This window comes from Streptomyces lavendulae subsp. lavendulae, from assembly GCF_002803845.1.
GTDB classification, from domain to species: Bacteria; Actinomycetota; Actinomycetes; order Streptomycetales; family Streptomycetaceae; genus Streptomyces; species Streptomyces lavendulae.
Window position 1 is genome coordinate 4,979,980 of record NZ_CP024985.1, and the last position, 16,902, is coordinate 4,996,881.

Here is a 16,902-nt window from a genome sequence, read left to right on the forward strand (position 1 = left end):
CCCTCGGCCGCGCCCCTCTACGGTGTGGGGTGTGAGCAGCAGCGGCCTCATCTACGCAGTCATTGTCGGGGCCTGGGCCGCCTACTTGGTGCCCATGTGGCTCCGCAGGCAGGACGAGCTGAACGAAGCCCGTCCGACGGAACGCTTCTCCACTGCCATCCGGCTGCTTTCCGGCCGGGCGGGAATGGAGCGCCGTTATGCCAAGGGGCTGCGTGAGCGCGGTGAGGAACAGGCGGAGCCCCAGCCCCACGCGGACCCGGAAGCGGCGACGGAAACGGTGAATTCCGTGGCCGCCGACGCCCGGGCCCTCGGCATGTCCCCGACCAGGACCGAGCCGAGAGCGAGCGAGGCCGAGCGGGTCAGGCGGCAGCAGCGTCTCCAGGTGCTCGCGCGCCGCCGGCGCACCACCGCGCTTCTCTTCCTCGTCTTCAGCGGCGGCGCGATCGCCGCTGCCGTCGGCGGCCTGCGGTACCTGTGGGCACCGGCCGTTCCGGCCCTGCTGCTGAGCGCGTACATCGTGCACCTGCGGGTCCAGGAGCGACGGCGCTACGAGTTCACGATGGACCGGCGCCGCGCCGAGGCGGCCGCGCGCCAGCTGCGCGAGAGCCGCCTGCGCCGCCGGCCCGCCGAGGACGCCCCCGAGGCCGGAGCCGAACCGGACCCCGCGCCGCCGCTCTCCCCGCAGGAGGCCGGGCGGCGTGCGCTCGTCGAGCAGACCGACCACGCCGAGTGGGTGGACCAGCAGCGCGAGCGGGAGCGCGGACCGGCGCGCGGGGACAGCTGGGAGCCGGTGCCGGTCCCGCTGCCGACCTACGTGACCGCCCCCGTCGCCCCCCGCGCCACCGGCCCGGCGGCCCCCGACGGCTGGAGCTCGGCCCGCTCCAGCGCCGCGGAGCCGACCGACCCGCGCCTGCGCGCCCAGCCGGCCCTCCCGAAGCCGGCCCCGGGCCCGGACCAGAAGACCCCGGACCAGAAGACCCCGTCCGCCCCGCGCCCCCGGGGCCAGGGGCGGGGCCGCACCCCGCTCTTCGACCAGTACGAGGGCGAGGACCGGCCCCGCGCCGCCAACGAGTGACGGGGTGCGGGTGACCTGCGCGGAACGCGTTTTGGAGCACCCGCCCGGGGATGCTAATGTTTCACACGTCGCAAGGGCCTGTGGCGCAGTCTGGTAGCGCACCTCGTTCGCATCGAGGGGGTCTGGGGTTCAAATCCCCACAGGTCCACAGACGACAGCTCGCGGGTTGCTCCCGAGAGCGTCACGAGATCCCGTCCGGTCGGAAGACCGGGCGGGATCTCGGCGTTTCCGGGGTGATCGCCCGTCAGGAGGCGTTTCCGGGGGAAGTCCGGCCCACAATGGCCGGATGGGGAACGTTGACGTTGCGACGGGGCAGGCGTGGGCGGCGCTCGGTGGAGCGGCCGACGAGGCGGAGCGGGTGCGGTACCGGGGGGCCGGCGGCTGGGAGGGGCCCCTGCCCGTAGGGGAGTTGGCGCGGGCCTGCGTGGGGGTGTGCGGGCTCGCGGCGGCGCGGCTGGGCGCCGTACGGGCCGGGGGCGCGCTGCGGGACGCGGAGCCGGTGGTGGTGGACGAGGGGGCCGTGGCCACCGCGTTCGTCAGCGAGAGGCACCTGCGGGTGGACGGCCGGGCGCCGGTCTCCTTCGCGCCGCTGTCCGGGTTCTGGCGGGCCTCCGACGGGTGGGTGCGGACCCACGCCAACTACCCCCACCACGAGGCCGCCCTGGTGCGGGCCCTGGGCGTGCCCGGGACCCCGGAGGCGGTGCGCGGGGCGCTCGCGGCGCGCAGCGCCGTGGAGGCGCAGGAACTGGTCTACGCCGAGGGCGGGCTGGCCGTGGCCGTGACGGCCGGGTACGGGGAGCCGCAGCCGCTGGTGGAGACCGTACGGGGGCCCGGGCGGGGGCGGGCGCTGGGTCCGGCGGCGCTGCCCGCGGCCGGCGTGCGGGTGCTCGACCTCACCCGGGTGATCGCCGGACCCGTCGCCACCCGGACCCTCGGGGTGCTCGGAGCGGACGTGCTGCGGATCGACCCGCCCGGGCTGGCGGAGTCCGGTGACGCGTACGCCGACACCGGGTTCGGGAAGCGGTCCGCGCTGCTGGACCTGGCGCGGCCGGACGGCCGGGCCGTGCTGGAGGGGCTGCTCGGCGAGGCCGACGTGGTGGTGACCGGGTACCGGCCGGGGGCGCTGGAGCGGTTCGGGCTGGGCGGCGGGGAACTGCTCGCCCGGTGGCCCGGCCTGGTGGTGGCGGAGCTGTGCGCGTGGGGCCGGCACGGGCCGTGGTCGGCGCGGCGCGGCTTCGACTCGCTGGTGCAGGCCGGGTACGGGATCGCCGCCGCGTGCGGTGAGGACGGCCGGCCGGGGGTGCTGCCGGCGCAGGCCCTGGACCACGGGACGGGGTACCTGATGGCGGCCGGCGTGCTGAAGGCGCTCGCGGAGGGGGGCGGGCGGCTGCTGCGGTTCTCCCTCGCGGGGACGGCGTCGTGGCTGGTCCGGGACGTGCCGAGGGGCGAGGGCGGGGCTGCGGGCCATACGGCGGAGCCGTGGCTGCGGGAGACCTCGTCCGGGTACGGGGTGCTGCGGTACGCCGCCAGCCCCTTCGGGGAGTGGGGGCGGGGGCCCTCGCGGTGGGGGACCGACACCGCCGAATGGCTCCGCCGGTAGGGGAGTGGTCCGGAGGCCCAGCCCCCGGACCCACGCGCCTCAGGGGTGCAGGGGCTTCGTCATGCAGCGGCTGGACTCGTGGAAGCGGTAGTAGCCGAACTTCTCGGACAGGGAGTACCCCGAGGAGAGGTACAGGGCGATCGCCTCCGGCTGCTGGTCGCCCGTTTCGAGGACCATGCGGGTGCGGCCCGCCGCGCGGGCGTCCGCTTCGAGTTCCGCCAGGATGCGGCGGGCCAGGCCCGTGCCGCGGGCCTCCGGGACCACGTACATGCGCTTGATCTCGGCGTCGCCGTCCGAGTAGCCCTCGTCGTTGTGGTCCTGGCAGCGCCAGCCGCCGCTCGCCACCGGGGCGTCCGAGGCGTCGTAGGCGAGCAGGTACAGCCCGATGGGCGGGACGAACATCGCCGGGTCGAGGAAGGTGGCGTCGCCCTCGCCCTCGTAGCGCGTCCGGTACTCGACCTGGACCTGGGCATCGAGCTCGACCGCGTCCGGGTGGTCGTACGGTACGGCGCGGAGGTTTATACCGTGAGACATTTGAATATCGTACGGAACCATCCCGCTATGGTGCAGGGATGCTCACTGTGACCTCCGTGAATGTGAATGGGATCCGCGCCGCCGCGAAGAAGGGCTTCGTGGAGTGGCTCGCCGGATCCGACGCCGACGTCGTGTGCCTCCAGGAGGTACGCGCCGAGGAGGGGCAGATTCCGGCCGAGGCCAGGGAGCCCGAGGGCTGGCACACCGTGTTCGCGCCGGCCGCGGCCAAGGGGCGGGCCGGGGTCGCGCTGTACACGCGGCGGGCGCCCGAGCGGGTGCGGGTCGGCTTCGGGAGCGAGGAGTTCGACGGCAGCGGCCGGTACCTGGAGATCGACCTGCCCGGTGTGACCGTGGCGAGCCTGTACCTGCCCTCCGGGGAGGCCGGGACCGAGAAGCAGGACGAGAAGTACCGGTTCATGGAGGAGTTCCTCCCCTACCTCCGGGGCCTGAGGGAGCGGGCGGCCGCCGACGGGCGGGAGGTCGTGGTCTGCGGCGACTGGAACATCTGCCACCAGGAGGCCGACCTCAAGAACTGGAAGACCAACCGCAAGAACGCCGGCTTCCTGCCCGAGGAGCGGGAGTGGCTCGGGAAGGTCTACACGGAGGCCGGGTACGTGGACGTGGTGCGCGCCCTGCACCCGGACGCGGAGGGGCCGTACTCCTGGTGGTCCTACCGCGGTCGGGCCTTCGACAACGACGCCGGCTGGCGCATCGACCTCCAGGTCGCGACCCCGGGGCTGGCGGGCAAGGCCGTGAAGGCCTTCGTCGAGCGGGCCGAGACGCACCCCGAGCGCTGGTCCGACCACGCGCCCGTGACCGTCGTCTACGAGCTCGGTGTCTGAGGGGCCGAGGTCCGGCTCTGGTGCAGGCGGTCCATCGCCATCGTGAGTTCCGCCTCCACCACGCTCTTCGCCAGGGGGCGCAGGCGGGTGACCGGGTCCTCGGCGGTGCCGGTGCCGGTTTCGGTGTCGGCGGTGAGGTGCGTGGAGATCAGGTCGGTGAACAGGGCCGCCAGGGCGTCCGCGTGCTCGCGCACCCGGCGGGCCGTCTCCAGGACCGCCGCGAGCGGGACGCCCTCGCCGACCAGTGCCGAGGAGACGTCCAGCAGGCGGCGGCTGACGTGCACGATCTCCTCGCCGTCTGTGGCGAGGTAGCCGAGGTCCAGGGACGCCGCGAGGTTCTCCGGGGTGACCTCGCCCTCGAAGTAGTCGGCCAGGGCCTCGGGGGTCAGCCGGACGGGGGTCTCCTCCGACCAGCCGATGCCGAGCAGCTCGCCGAGCTGGCCGACGTCGCGGCCGTGCTCGAAGGCGGCGGTCAGTTCCGCGATGCCGCCGAGGGTGTGGCCGCGCTCCAGCAGGGCGGCGATGGTGCGCAGCCGGGCCAGGTGCTGGTCGTCGTACCAGGCGATCCGGCCCTCGCGGCGCGGCGGCGGGAGCAGCTTGCGCTCGCGGTAGAAGCGCAGGGTACGGACGGGTATGCCGGCCGCCTCGGCGAGTTCCTCCGTCCGGTATTCGCGCATGGTGCTCCCTGACTCGGCCATAGGGTTCTCCGCCACAGGCGCAGCCTAGGGCGTACCCGCAGTAACTTTCCGGGCGCGACCCCTACCCATGGGTACGGGGCTGCTCTACCCTCCCGATTGTGCCAGTGATTGCTGGCAGTGTTGCGGTGTGGTGGCTGGGACTGCGGAAGCGGAAGGCGGCGGGCATGGGCGGCATCGACGGCATGGGCGGACGCGAGCACGTACGGGTGGCGGTGATCGGGTCCGGTTTCGGCGGGCTCGGGGCCGCCGTACGGCTGCGGCGCGAGGGGATCACGGACTTCGTCGTCCTGGAGCGGGCCGACTCCGTCGGCGGCACCTGGCGCGACAACAGCTACCCGGGATGCGCCTGCGACGTCCCGTCCCACCTGTACTCCTTCTCCTTCGCGCCCAATCCCGACTGGCCGCGGACCTTCTCCGGGCAGCCCGCGATCCGGGAGTACCTGGAACACGTCGCCGACGTCTTCGGGCTGCGTCGGCACATCCGGCTGAACCACGAGGTCCGGATGATGCGCTGGGACGCCGACGAGCTGCGCTGGGAGATCGAGACCTCCGGCGGGGACCTCACGGCCGACGTCGTCGTCTCGGCCACCGGACCGCTGTCCGACCCGAAGATGCCGGAGATCCCGGGCCTCGCGGAGTTCCCCGGCAAGGTCTTCCACTCGGCCCGCTGGGACCACGACTACGACCTGCGGGGCAAGCGCGTCGCCATGATCGGGACCGGCGCCTCGGCCATCCAGATCGTGCCCGCCATCGCGCCCGAGGTGGAGCGGCTCACCCTCTTCCAGCGGACCCCGCCGTGGGTGATGCCGCGCACCGACCGGGCGATCACCGCGGTGGAGCGCTGGCTCCACCGTCAGCTGCCCTTCACCCGGGCGGCGCGGCGCGGGCTGCTGTGGGGGATCCGTGAGCTCCAGGTCAGCGCGTTCACCAAGCGGCCGAACCAGCTCGGGCTGATCGAGTCGCTGGCCAAGGCCAACATGGCGCGCTCGATCAAGGACCCGGCGCTGCTGGCCAAGCTGACGCCCTCGTACCGGATCGGCTGCAAGCGGATCCTGCTCTCCAGCGAGTACTACCCGGCGCTCGCCCGGCCGGACGTGGACCTGGTCGCCTCCGGGCTGAAGGAGATCCGGGGCTCGGTGCTGGTCGCCGCCGACGGGACCGAGACCGAGGTCGACGCGATCATCTTCGGCACCGGCTTCCACGTGACGGACATGCCGATCGCCGACCGGGTGGTGGGCGCCGACGGGAAGACCCTGGCCGACGCCTGGAAGGACGGCATGCAGGCGCTGCGCGGGGCGACCGCCGCGGGCTTCCCGAACTGGATGACGATCATCGGGCCCAACACGGGCCTCGGGAACAGCTCGATGATCCTGATGATCGAGTCGCAGCTGAACTACATGGCGGACTACATGCGCCAGCTCGGCGTCCTGGGCGGGCGGACCGCGCTCGCGGCCCGGCCGTCCGCGGTGAACCAGTGGAACCGGCGCGTCCAGGCGCGGATGGAACGGACGGTGTGGAACACCGGCGGCTGCACGAGCTGGTACCTGGACGCGCAGGGCCGCAACACCACCGTCTGGCCGGGGACGACGGGCGAATTCCGCAAGGAGACGCGGAGCGTCGACCTGTCGGAGTACGAGGTCATCCGTGGGCGGGACGGGGACAGGGGGAGGCGCGTGGAGCGGGTGCCGGCGGCGGAGCGGCCGCCCGCGAAGCCGGGTCACGCCGCCGCGAAGGCCGCTGCCGGGGAGGCTGTGGCGTGAGCGGGACCGCGTACGTCACCGCCGGGCGGTACGCGCCGCCCGCCCCGGCCCGCACCCTGACCGCCGTCTCCGCCGACGGGGCCCGCCTGCACGTCGAGGTGCACGGCGCCGAAGGGGCCCCGGCCGTGGTGCTCTCCCACGGCTGGACCTGTTCCACCGCCTTCTGGGCCGCCCAGATACGCGAACTGGCCCGGGACCACCGCGTCGTCGCCTACGACCAGCGCGGCCACGGCCGCAGCCCGGCCGGCGCGAAGCGGTACAGCACCACCGCCCTCGCCGACGACCTGGCCGCCGTGCTGAAGGCCGCCCTCGCCCCCGGCGAGCGGGCCGTCGTCGCGGGACACTCCATGGGCGGCATGACCGTCATGGCCTCCGCCGGGCGCCCCGAGTTCACCGAGCACGCCGCGGCCGCCCTGCTGTGCAGCACCGGGAGCTCCGGGCTGGTCGAGGGGTCCACCGTGCTGCCGCTGCCCCCGGGGCGCGTGCGGACCCGGCTGACCCGCGCGGTGCTGGGCTCGCGCGCCCCCCTCGGGCCGGTCACGCCCGCCGCGCGCGCCGTGCTCCGGTACGCGACCATGGGCCCCGGCTCCGCGCCGGACCGGGTCGAGGCCTGTGCCCGCATCGTCCACGGCTGCCCCACGGCGGTGCGCCACGCCTGGTCGGTGGTGCTGGCCGGGCTGGACCTGGACGAGGGACTCGCCCGGCTGACCCTGCCCACCGCCGTGCTCGCGGGCCGCGACGACCGGCTCACCCCGGTGGCGCACGCCCGCGGGCTGGCGGCCGCGCTGCCGCACTGCGTCGGCCTGACCGAGCTCACCGGCATGGGCCACATGACCCCGGTCGAGGCGCCGGAGGCCGTGACGGCGGCCATCCGCGAACTGACGTCCCGCTACCTCGAAACCGAGAAGGAGAAGACCGCGTGAGCGCTCACAGGAGTCTGGAAGGCCAGGTCGCGGTCGTCACCGGAGCCGCCCGCGGCGTCGGCGAACTGCTCGCCCGCAAGCTGTCCGCGCGCGGGGCGAAGGTCGCGCTGGTCGGGCTGGAGCCGGAGGCGCTCAAGGAGGTCTCCGAGCGGCTGCACACCGACAGCGACCACTGGTACGCCGACGTCACCGACCACGAGGCGATGGCCCGGGTGGCGCGGGAGGTCAAGGAGCGTTTCGGGAAGGTGGACGTCGTCGTCGCCAACGCGGGCGTCGCCGCCGGCGGGCCGTTCGCCGACTCCGACCCCGAGGCCTGGCGCCGGGTGATCGAGGTCAACCTGATCGGCGGGGCCGTCACCGCCCGCGCCTTCCTCCCCGTACTCATGGAGAGCCGCGGCTACTTCCTCCAGATCGCCTCGCTCGCCGCGATCACCCCGGCGCCGATGATGACGGCCTACTGCGCCTCCAAGTCCGGGGTCGAGGCATTCGCCCACTGCCTGCGCGCCGAAGTCGGCCACCAGGGCGTCAGGGTGGGCGTCGGCTACCTCTCCTGGACCGACACCGACATGGTCCGCGGCGCCGACGAGAACGAGGTCATGCGGGAACTGCGCCGGCGGCTGCCGTGGCCCGCGAACCGCACCTACCCGCTGGGGCCGGCCGTCGACCGGATCGTGGCCGGCATCGAGCGCCGCTCGCCGCACGTGTACGCGCAGGGGTGGCTGCGCGGGATGCAGGGCGTGCGCGGCTACCTGCCCGGGATCATCGCGGCGTCCGGACAGCGCGAGATGAAGCGCTTCGGACCGAGGCTCGCCTCGGTCTCCAAGGGGCTCGTGGGTGCGGGCGGGGCGGCGGACGAGAAGGCGCGCACGCAGCGTCACTGATCGAAATGCGAGGGATGTCCGCCCGTGAAAGTCTGGGCGAGGCCCACCCCCGACACCCCTCATGGAGTGAAGAGCATGGCTATCAAGGACCAGTTCCAGGACAAGGCGGAGGAGCTCAAGAGCCGGGCGCAGAAGGCGTCCCGCCCGGGTGCGAAGGACGGGACGCCCGAGCGCGCGCAGCAGCCCGGCGAGAAGAAGCCCGGCGCCAAGCAGAAGGCGCCGAAGGTGCACGACGAGCTCGACGACAACTGGGACATCTGAACCGGCGTACGAAGGGGCGCGATCCGGCACCGTTGCCGGGTCGCGCCCCCTTCGTACGTCCCGCCGGTTACCGGGGCGGCAGCTTCGGACGCCGTAGGTCCGGTACGTCCGCGTACCCGGGCGGCACCGCGGCCGGGTCCTGCTCCAGCAGTTCCAGCGCCAGGTGCACGGCGTCGTCCAGTTGGGCGTACCGCCCCTCCGCCCAGTCGAGCGGGGTGCGCAGGATCGCCAGGTCCGGCTCCACGCCGTGGTTCTCCACCGACCAGCCGTACTCGGGGAACCAGGCGGCGTTCATGGGAACGGTGATGACGGTGCCGTCGCCCAGGGTGTGCCGGCCGGTCATGCCGACGACCCCGCCCCAGGTGCGCTGGCCCACCACCGGTCCCAGGCCCAGCAGTTTGAAGGCCGCGGTGATCATGTCCCCGTCGGAGGAGGTCGCCTCGTCGGCGAGGGCGACGATCGGGCCGCGGGGCGCGTTGGAGGCGTAGGAGACGGGCTGGGCGTTGCGGGTCAGGTCCCAGCCGAGGATGGAGCGGGTGAGCTTCTCCACCACCAGTTCGCTGATGTGCCCGCCCGCGTTGCCGCGCACGTCGACGATCAGGGCGGGCCGGGAGACCTCCAGGCGCAGGTCCCGGTTGAACTGGGCCCAGCCGGAGCCGCCCATGTCGGGGATGTGCAGGTAGCCGCAGCGGCCGCCGCTGATCTCACGGACCACCGCGCGCCGTTTGGAGACCCAGTCCTGGTAGCGCAGGGGCCGTTCGTCGACGAGGGGGACGATCGCGACCCGGCGGGCCGGGCCCTCGCCTCCGTCGGGCTGGAAGGTGAGTTCGACGGTGGTGCCCCCGGCCGCCGCGAGCAGCGGGTAGGGGCCGGCGACGGGGTCCACGGGCCGGCCGTCGACGTGGGTGATGACGGCGCCGTCGCGGATGCCCGTTCCGGCGAGCGGGGAGCGGGCCTTGGAGTCGGAGGACTCGCCGGGCAGGATCCGCGAGACCGCCCAGGCCCCGTCCCGGCAGACCAGGTTGGCGCCGAGGAGTCCGATGGGCCGCTGGTAGTGCGGCGGGCCCTCGTTGCGGCGGGCGGGGGAGACGTAGGCGTGCGAGGTGCCGAGTTCGCCGAGGACCTCGCGCAGCAGGTCGGCGAACTCGTCGGGGGAGGCGACCCGTTCGACCAGGGGGCGGTACTGGCGCAGGACGCCGTCCCAGTCGATGCCGCACATGTCCGGTTCCCAGAAGTAGGCGCGGATGAGCCGGCCGGCCTCCTCGAAGGCCTGGCGCCACTCGGCGGCCGGGTCCACCTCGTGCAGGATGCGCCGCAGGTCGAGGTAGACGGTGGAGTCGCCGTCGCCGGACTCGGTGGCGGGGACCGCGCGCAGGTCGCCGTCGTCGTTGAGGACGAGGCGGGTGCCGTCGCCGCTGGCCGCGAACCAGTCCAGTCCGGAGGCCAGTTCGCTCTTGCGCGCCTTGGTGATGTCGAAGTGCTCCAGCGTCGGCTTGCCGCTGGTGTCGGCCGGGTTGGCGAAGGTCTCGCCGAGCGCGCCCGAGATGGGCCAGCGCAGCCAGACCAGTCCGCCGCCGTGCACGGGGTGGAGGGCCGAGTACTTCGACGCGCTCACGGGGAAGGGGGTGACCCGGCTCTCCAGGCCCTCGACCTCCACGGTCACCGAGCCGTCGCCCTCGCCGCTCTCCCCCTCGACGGGGTCGAGTCCGCCCGCGGCGGGGCGGCCGTCGGGGGAGAAGGCGAAGGGGGACGGGGTGGCCGAGGAGAGGGGTACCAGGTAGGGGCGGCAGCCCAGGGGGAAGGACAGGTCGCCGGTGTGGACGTCGTAGACGGGGTCGAACCCGCGCCAGGACAGGAAGGCGAGGTAGCGGCCGTCGCGGGTGAAGACCGGGTTCTCGTCCTCGAAGCGGCCGTTGGTGACGTCGACGATGACCCGCGACCCGGGGCCGGAGATCCGGGCCATCTTGATCTGCCGCAGGGAGCGGCCGATGCCCGGGTGCGACCAGGTCAGCCAGCAGCCGTCGGGGGAGAAGGCGAGGTCGGTGACGGGGCCGTTGATGGACCGGATGAGTTCGGTGACCTCCCCGTCGGACTCCTCCGTCGCGTCGAGGAGCAGCAGCCGTCCGTCGTTCGAGGCGATGGCGAGGCGTTCCCCGTCGGGGTCGGACAGCAGTTCCAGTACGCGGCCCAGCTCGCCGGAGGCCAGCCGGCGGGGTTCGCGTGGCCCGGAGGCGCGGGGGAGGTAGGCGATCTCGATCGCGTCCTCGCCCTCGGCGTCGGTGACGTAGGCGACCTGTCCGCTGCTGCCGAGCATCTCGGGCAGCCGCACCCGTACGCCCGGGGTGTCGGCGATGGTGCGGGCCGGGCCGTCGCGGTGGGTGAGCCAGTACAGGCTGCCGCGCACGACGACGGCGCTGGCCCGGCCGGTGGCGTCGACGGAGAGGGAGTCGACGTTGCTGGCGGCCGGCACCTGGTAGACGCGCCGGCCGGCGCGCGGGCCGCCGAGGCGGACGTCGAGCCGGCGGGGCGTGCTGTCGGCGTCGAGGGAGTCGACGAGCCAGAGGTCGCCGGCGCACTGGTAGACGACGCGGGTGCCGTCGCTGGAGGCGTGCCGGGCGTAGAAGGCGTCGTGGTCGGTGTGGCGGCGCAGCCCGGTGCCGTCGGGGAGGCAGGAGTAGAGGTTGCCGATGCCCTCGTGGTCGGAGAGGAAGGCGATCCGGCCGTTCACGAACATGGGCGAGTCGAGGTGGCCCTCGATGTCCTCCAGCAGCCGTTGCCCGTGCAGCCACAGCCGGCCGGTGGCGCCGCCGCGGTAGCGCTTCCAGGCGGCGGGCTCGTGCGGGGGCTTCCCGGTGAGGAGCAGGCTGCGGCGTTCGCCCCCGGGGCCGTCGGGGGCGTGGACGGCGATGTCGGAGACGGGGCCCCAGGGCAGGCGGCCGCCGGGGCTGCCGTCGGTGGGCAGGCTGTAGGCCCAGGCGAAGTAGGAGAAGGGCTGGCCGTGGGAGGACACGGCGAGGATGTCGCTGCGGCCCTCCTCGTCGGGCGGGGTCCAGCCGCAGACGCGGGTGTCGGTGGCGCCCCAGTGGGTGAGGCGGCGGGCGGGTCCGCCGGCGACGGGGGCGAGGTGGATCTCGGGGTCGAGGCTGCGCCAGGTCGTGAAGGCGATGTGCCGTCCGTCCGGGGAGAAGCGGGGGTGGCCGACCCTGGTCCGGTCGACGGTGATCCGCCAGGCGCGGCCGGGGCTGCGGCCGTCGGGGACCAGGGGGGCGACCCAGAGATCGTCCTCGGTGGCGAAGCACAGCAGGTCGTCGTGCAGGTGCGGGAAGCGGAGGTACGCGACGTCGTGACTCACCCCCCAATGCTTTCCGCGGCAGGGGGGTGCGGCAACTCGTACAGGTGATCCACCTCACTCCCCGATCGAAACGGAACGGTTTCGTTTCGTTAGAGAGGGGGGTAGTCTTCGTGGAGTACGAAACGGTTTCGTTCGGATGGGTGGTCGTGATGAAGGGAAGCTGCCGGGTGACCGACGTCATGTCGGTTCGGCGCAGCCGGATCACGCCCGAACGCGAGGCCGAACTCCACGGGGCGGTCCTCGACCTCCTGCGCGAGGTCGGCTACGAGGCGCTGACCATGGACGCGGTCGCCGCCCGTACGAAGTCCAGCAAGGCCACCCTCTACCGCCAGTGGGGGAGCAAGCCGGAGCTGGTGGCCCAGGCACTGCGGTGTACCCAGCCGGTCTCCCTGCGGGAGATCGACACGGGCACCCTGCGCGGCGACTTCGCGCTCATGGTCGAGCGTTCGGACGACGTGCAGATGGCCAAGGACACCGCGCTCATGCGGGGTCTGGCCCATGCGGTGCACGAGAGCCCGGAGCTCCACAGGGCGCTGCGCGACCTGTTGGTGGACCCGGAGATCAACGGTCTCCAGGAGATGCTCCGGCGCGCGGTGGCGCGGGGCGAGATCCGGCCGGACTGTCCGGCGCTGGATTTCGTACCGCACATGCTCATCGGGGCGTTCATCGCCCTCCCGCTGATCGAGGACCGGTCCGTCGACCGGGCCTTCCTCGGACAGTTCATCGACGCCGTGGTCTTCCCCGCCCTCGGCGTCTGAGTCCCCGCTCCCCGCGCCCGACCGTTCCGCCCTTCCCCGTACAGCCGAACAGCCGTCCAGGCCGTCCAGCCGTACCCCGTACACGCACTTCCCGCTGCTCCTGACACGCCGCTCTCGTCGTCGGGCCGGCTTTCGACGCCCTGATCCGTCCCGGATCCATCCCACGACCTGAAACGGGAGAACCACGACGTGGCCACCTTCCTCTACCGGCTCGGCCGAGGCGCCTTCAGGCGCCGCGGCCTCGTCGCCCTCGTCTGGGTGGCGCTGCTGTTCGCGGCCGGCTTCGGCGCCGCGACCGCCTCGGCACCCACCTCCGGCTCCTTCTCGATACCCGGGACGGAGGCCCAGAAGGCCTTCGACCTGCTGGACCAGAAGTTCCCGGGCATGTCCGCCGACGGCGCGACCGCCCGCATCGTCGTCAAGGCCCCGGCGGGCGCCAAGGTCACCGACCCGGCGCCCAAGGCCGAGGTCGAGAAGCTCATCTCCGGCCTGAAGGGCGGCCCCGGCGCCGACCAGATCGCCAGCGTCGAGGACCCGTACCAGACGAAGGCGGTGAGCCAGGACGGCTCCACCACCTACGTCAGCGTGAAGTACAAGGTCAGCGGGATGGAGCTGAAGGACGACGCCCGCGACGCCCTCAAGGACTCCGGCCACGACGCGCAGAAGGCCGGCCTCCAGGTCGAGATCGGCGGCGACGCGCTGATGGAGGCCCCCGAGACGGGCTCCGGCGAGGTCATCGGCATCCTGATCGCCGCGGTCGTCCTCGTCATCACCTTCGGTTCGCTGATCGCGGCCGGGCTGCCGCTGCTGACCGCGCTGATCGGCGTGGGCATCGGCGTCTCCTCCATCACCGCGCTCGCCAACGTGCTGGACCTCGGCAACACCACCTCCACCCTCGCGATGATGATCGGCCTCGCGGTCGGCATCGACTACGCCCTCTTCATCGTCTCCCGCTACCGCGCGGAGCTCGCCGAGGGCCGCGAGCGCGACGAAGCGGCCGGCCGGGCAACCGGAACCGCTGGTTCCGCCGTGGTGTTCGCCGGTCTGACCGTGGTCATCGCCCTGGTGGGCCTGGCCGTCGTCAACATCCCGATGCTGACGAAGATGGGTGTCGCGGCCGCCGGAACGGTGGTCATCGCGGTGCTCGTCGCCCTGACCCTGGTCCCCGCCATCCTGGGCTTCGCGGGCAAGAAGGTGCTGCCCGCCGGTACGAAGAGCAAGCTCTTCGGCAAGGGCAAGCCGGCTGGTACCGAGCCCAAGGCCAACGGCGGCACCCGCTGGGCCCGCTTCGTGCTGCGCCGCCCGGTCATGGTCCTGCTGGTCGGCGTGATCGGCCTCGGTGCGGTCGCCATTCCGGCGAGCAAGCTGGAGATGGGCCTGCCGGACGACGGCTCCAAGCCCGTCTCCACCAGCCAGCGCAAGGCGTACGACCTGCTCTCCGAGGGCTTCGGCCCCGGCTTCAACGGTCCCCTGATGGTGGTCGTCGACGGTGACAAGGCGCTCGCCGACAAGACCGCCGACCGGATCAAGGGCCTGGACGGGGTGGCGGTCGTGATGCCGCCGGTCCAGAACGAGGCCAAGGACGCGGCGATCGTCAGCGTCATCCCGAAGGACCGGCCGTCCTCCGTCGAGACCGAGGACCTGGTCCACTCGATCCGCGAGGGCGACCCCGAGGGCGTGTACGTCAGCGGCCAGACCGCGATGAACATCGACTTCTCGCAGAAGATGAACGACGCGCTGCTGCCCTACCTGGCGCTCGTGGTCGGCCTGGCCTTCCTGCTGCTGATGCTGGTCTTCCGCTCGATCCTGGTCCCGCTCAAGGCGGCCCTCGGCTTCCTGCTGTCGGTCGTCGCGGCCCTCGGCGCGGTCGTCGCGGTCTTCCAGTGGGGCTGGCTCGGCTCGCTGTTCGGGGTGGAGCAGACCGGTCCGATCATGTCGATGATGCCGATCTTCATGGTGGGCGTGGTCTTCGGCCTGGCCATGGACTACGAGGTCTTCCTGGTCACCCGCATGCGTGAGGCGTACGTCCACGGCGAGCGCCCGGGCCAGGCCGTGGTGACCGGCTTCCAGTACAGCGCCCGCGTGGTCGTGGCCGCCGCCGTCATCATGATCGCCGTCTTCTCCGGCTTCCTGGGGGCCAGCGACGCGATGGTCAAGATGATCGGCTTCGGTCTCGCCGTCGCGGTCCTCTTCGACGCCTTCGTGGTACGCATGGCCATCGTCCCGGCGGTGCTGGCGCTGCTCGGCCACAAGGCCTGGTGGCTGCCGAAGTGGCTCGACCGGATCCTGCCGAACGTGGACGTGGAGGGCGAGAGCCTGCGCAAGCACCTCGGCGACGCCGACTCCGGCTCCGCGGAGGGCCCGGACAAGGACCGCGAGCTGGTCAACGCCTGACGGCTGACGGCTGACGCCTGACGTGAACCCGGCCCCGTACCTGGACTCCAGGTACGGGGCCGGTGGCGTTTCGTCTCGTCCGCCGTCACGCCGTCACGCCGTCGCGCGGCGTTGGGCCTACCGGGTGGCGGTGACCGCGTACGTGCGGCGCACGAAGCGGCGCAGCGCGGCGATGTCGAACTGGATGACGGCCACTCCCTCGGGAGAGTGGAACTCGACCACGGCCTGCACCCGCCCGCAGGGCCACACGCGGACGTCCCCGGTCCCGGTCGGGGCCAGCAGGCCCGCCTCCAGGAGGGCCCGGGGGAAGACCCACTCGTTGTCGGTGTCCTCAGGGGACAGCTCGGCGGGGAAGACGACGCGGACGGCGAGCGGTTCGGCGGCGGTGAAGCGCAGGGCCACGGGAATGGCGCGGTAGAGGGGGTCGTCGCTGATGACGCGGGCGCGCACGCGCATCTCGACGGTGGGGGCGGAGGCGGAAGCGGTCGCGGTCGGCGGCGCGGGCGCTGTCGCCGTGGCGGTCCCGGCGGCCCCGGCGGCCCCGGCGGTGCGGCCCGGTGGATTCTCGGCGGTGGCTGACATCGGCCAGACTCCTCAAAATCGGAGCAAATAAGTCCGTTTGTCCGTCCAGCGTCGCACATTCCCACGAAATCGCGCGGGTCCATTTGTGACGGACCCGCTCTTGCCAACCATTTGCAACTGGGCACTATTCTTGAACGGTTAAAGACTTAAGTGAGGAAGAGGAAGCGGAGCCGCTCCATGCATGTGCCCGACGGATTCATCAACGCACCCGTCTCGGTGGCCGCCGGAGCAGTGGCCGCCACCGCCGTCGCGGTCAGCCTGCGCGGAGCCCGCCGCGAGCTCGACGAGCGCACCGCCCCGCTCGCCGGCCTCGTCGCCGCCTTCATCTTCGCCGTGCAGATGCTGAACTTCCCGGTCGCCGCCGGCACCAGCGGCCACCTGCTCGGAGGGGCGCTCGCCGCCATACTCGTCGGCCCCTGCACGGGCGTCCTGTGCGTCTCCGTCGTCCTGCTGATGCAGGGCATCCTCTTCGCCGACGGCGGCCTGACCGCCCTCGGCGTCAACATCACCAACATGGCCGTCGTCACCGTGGTCGTCGCCTACGCCGTTTTCCGCGGGCTGCTCAAGGTGCTGCCCGCCGGCCGCCGCTCGGTCACCGTCGCCGCCTTCGCCGGAGCCCTGCTCTCGGTGCCCGGCGCGGCCGTCATGTTCACCCTCTTCTACGCCCTCGGCGGCACCACCGACGTCCCGATCGGCAAGGTGTTCACCGCGATGACCGGCGTGCACGTCCTCATCGGCATCGGCGAAGCCGTCATCACCGCCGCGACCGTGGGCGCCGTCATCGCCGTACGGCCCGACCTGGTGCACGGCGCGCGCGGACTGGCCGTCCCGCTGAAGCTGCGCGTCGACGGCCGGCTCGTCGACGCCCCCGCCGCCGCGGCCGCCGCCCCCGTGCCGGCCGCCGCCCGCTCCACCCGCCCGCTGTGGATCAGCGGCCTGGTCACCGCCCTGGTCCTCGCCGGGTTCGTCTCCTACTACGCCTCCTCCAGCCCCGACGGCCTGGAGAAGGTGGCCGCCGACCAGGGCATCGACGCCAAGGCCCGCGAGCACGCCGCCGCGGGCTCCCCGCTCGCCGACTACAGCGTCAAGGACGTCTCCGACGCCCGCCTCTCCGGCGGCCTCGCCGGGATCATCGGCGTCGGCGGGACCGTCCTCGTCGGCACCGGCATCTTCTGGGCCGTGCGCCGGCGCCGCGCCGAAGACCTCACCGCCACCGCCACGGCCGCCCCCTCGGCCCACTGA

At 73.0% G+C, this 16,902-nt stretch carries 14 protein-coding genes and 1 tRNA gene; 11 read left to right on the forward strand and 4 right to left on the reverse strand.

Features of this window, described 5'->3' with window-relative positions; all coding sequences use genetic code 11:
• The first annotated feature begins 31 nt into the window (after positions 1-31).
• From sepX to SLAV_RS22130, 3 genes are all read left to right on the forward strand, one after another.
• Complete coding sequence (gene sepX, locus SLAV_RS22120) at positions 32-1,075, forward strand: divisome protein SepX/GlpR (protein WP_030238749.1); 1,044 nt, start codon at positions 32-34, stop codon at positions 1,073-1,075.
• A gap of 74 nt (positions 1,076-1,149) precedes the next feature.
• Positions 1,150-1,223, forward strand: a tRNA-Ala gene (locus tag SLAV_RS22125).
• 138 nt (positions 1,224-1,361) lie between these two features.
• Positions 1,362-2,675 carry a CoA transferase gene (locus SLAV_RS22130; protein WP_078950607.1) on the forward strand — a complete coding sequence of 438 codons (1,314 nt, stop codon included), beginning with the start codon at positions 1,362-1,364 and terminating at the stop codon, positions 2,673-2,675.
• 39 nt (positions 2,676-2,714) lie between these two features.
• Here SLAV_RS22130 and SLAV_RS22135 read toward each other — a convergent pair whose 3' ends face one another.
• Positions 2,715-3,209: a GNAT family N-acetyltransferase gene (locus SLAV_RS22135; RefSeq protein WP_199922224.1), complete on the reverse strand. Its 495-nt coding sequence runs from the start codon at positions 3,207-3,209 to the stop codon at positions 2,715-2,717.
• Between the two features lie 38 nt (positions 3,210-3,247).
• Here SLAV_RS22135 and SLAV_RS22140 point away from each other — a divergent pair, with 38 nt between their 5' ends.
• Positions 3,248-4,051 carry an exodeoxyribonuclease III gene (locus SLAV_RS22140; RefSeq protein ID WP_030238742.1) on the forward strand — a complete coding sequence of 268 codons (804 nt, stop codon included), beginning with the start codon at positions 3,248-3,250 and terminating at the stop codon, positions 4,049-4,051.
• On the opposite strand, the gene SLAV_RS22145 is transcribed toward SLAV_RS22140, so the two are convergent.
• Positions 4,033-4,749 carry a MerR family transcriptional regulator gene (locus SLAV_RS22145; protein WP_030238740.1) on the reverse strand — a complete coding sequence of 239 codons (717 nt, stop codon included), beginning with the start codon at positions 4,747-4,749 and terminating at the stop codon, positions 4,033-4,035. The genes SLAV_RS22140 and SLAV_RS22145 overlap by 19 nt on opposite strands.
• Positions 4,750-4,931: 182 nt before the next feature.
• Here SLAV_RS22145 and SLAV_RS22150 point away from each other — a divergent pair, with 182 nt between their 5' ends.
• From SLAV_RS22150 to SLAV_RS22165, 4 genes are all read left to right on the forward strand, one after another.
• A complete protein-coding gene (locus SLAV_RS22150) occupies positions 4,932-6,509 on the forward strand; it encodes a flavin-containing monooxygenase (RefSeq protein WP_030238737.1) in 1,578 nt (525 codons plus the stop codon).
• A complete protein-coding gene (locus tag SLAV_RS22155) occupies positions 6,506-7,432 on the forward strand; it encodes an alpha/beta fold hydrolase (protein ID WP_030238734.1) in 927 nt (308 codons plus the stop codon). Before SLAV_RS22150 ends, SLAV_RS22155 begins: the two co-directional genes overlap by 4 nt.
• Complete coding sequence (locus tag SLAV_RS22160; RefSeq protein ID WP_030238731.1) at positions 7,429-8,313, forward strand: SDR family oxidoreductase; 885 nt, start codon at positions 7,429-7,431, stop codon at positions 8,311-8,313. The genes SLAV_RS22155 and SLAV_RS22160 overlap by 4 nt, the downstream gene beginning before the upstream one ends.
• 75 nt (positions 8,314-8,388) lie before the next feature.
• Positions 8,389-8,574: a hypothetical protein gene (locus SLAV_RS22165; protein ID WP_030238728.1), complete on the forward strand. Its 186-nt coding sequence runs from the start codon at positions 8,389-8,391 to the stop codon at positions 8,572-8,574.
• Positions 8,575-8,641: 67 nt separating this feature from the next.
• Here the strand turns inward: SLAV_RS22165 and SLAV_RS22170 are convergent, their stop codons facing one another.
• Complete coding sequence (locus SLAV_RS22170) at positions 8,642-11,926, reverse strand: S41 family peptidase (protein WP_030238726.1); 3,285 nt, start codon at positions 11,924-11,926, stop codon at positions 8,642-8,644.
• 179 nt (positions 11,927-12,105) lie between these two features.
• Between SLAV_RS22170 and SLAV_RS22175 the strand changes: the two genes are divergently transcribed.
• Both SLAV_RS22175 and SLAV_RS22180 read left to right on the forward strand, forming a co-directional pair.
• Positions 12,106-12,684: a TetR/AcrR family transcriptional regulator gene (locus SLAV_RS22175; RefSeq protein ID WP_030238723.1), complete on the forward strand. Its 579-nt coding sequence runs from the start codon at positions 12,106-12,108 to the stop codon at positions 12,682-12,684.
• Positions 12,685-12,873: 189 nt separating this feature from the next.
• Positions 12,874-15,078 carry an MMPL family transporter gene (locus SLAV_RS22180; RefSeq protein ID WP_030238720.1) on the forward strand — a complete coding sequence of 735 codons (2,205 nt, stop codon included), beginning with the start codon at positions 12,874-12,876 and terminating at the stop codon, positions 15,076-15,078.
• 117 nt (positions 15,079-15,195) lie between these two features.
• On the opposite strand, the gene SLAV_RS22185 is transcribed toward SLAV_RS22180, so the two are convergent.
• The gene (locus tag SLAV_RS22185) at positions 15,196-15,660 is read right to left on the reverse strand and encodes an SsgA family sporulation/cell division regulator (protein ID WP_030238717.1); all 465 of its coding nucleotides are present in this window, start codon (positions 15,658-15,660) and stop codon (positions 15,196-15,198) included.
• Positions 15,661-15,837: 177 nt separating this feature from the next.
• On the opposite strand from SLAV_RS22185, the gene SLAV_RS22190 reads away from it, so the two are divergent.
• The gene (locus SLAV_RS22190; protein ID WP_030238714.1) at positions 15,838-16,902 is read left to right on the forward strand and encodes an energy-coupling factor ABC transporter permease; all 1,065 of its coding nucleotides are present in this window, start codon (positions 15,838-15,840) and stop codon (positions 16,900-16,902) included.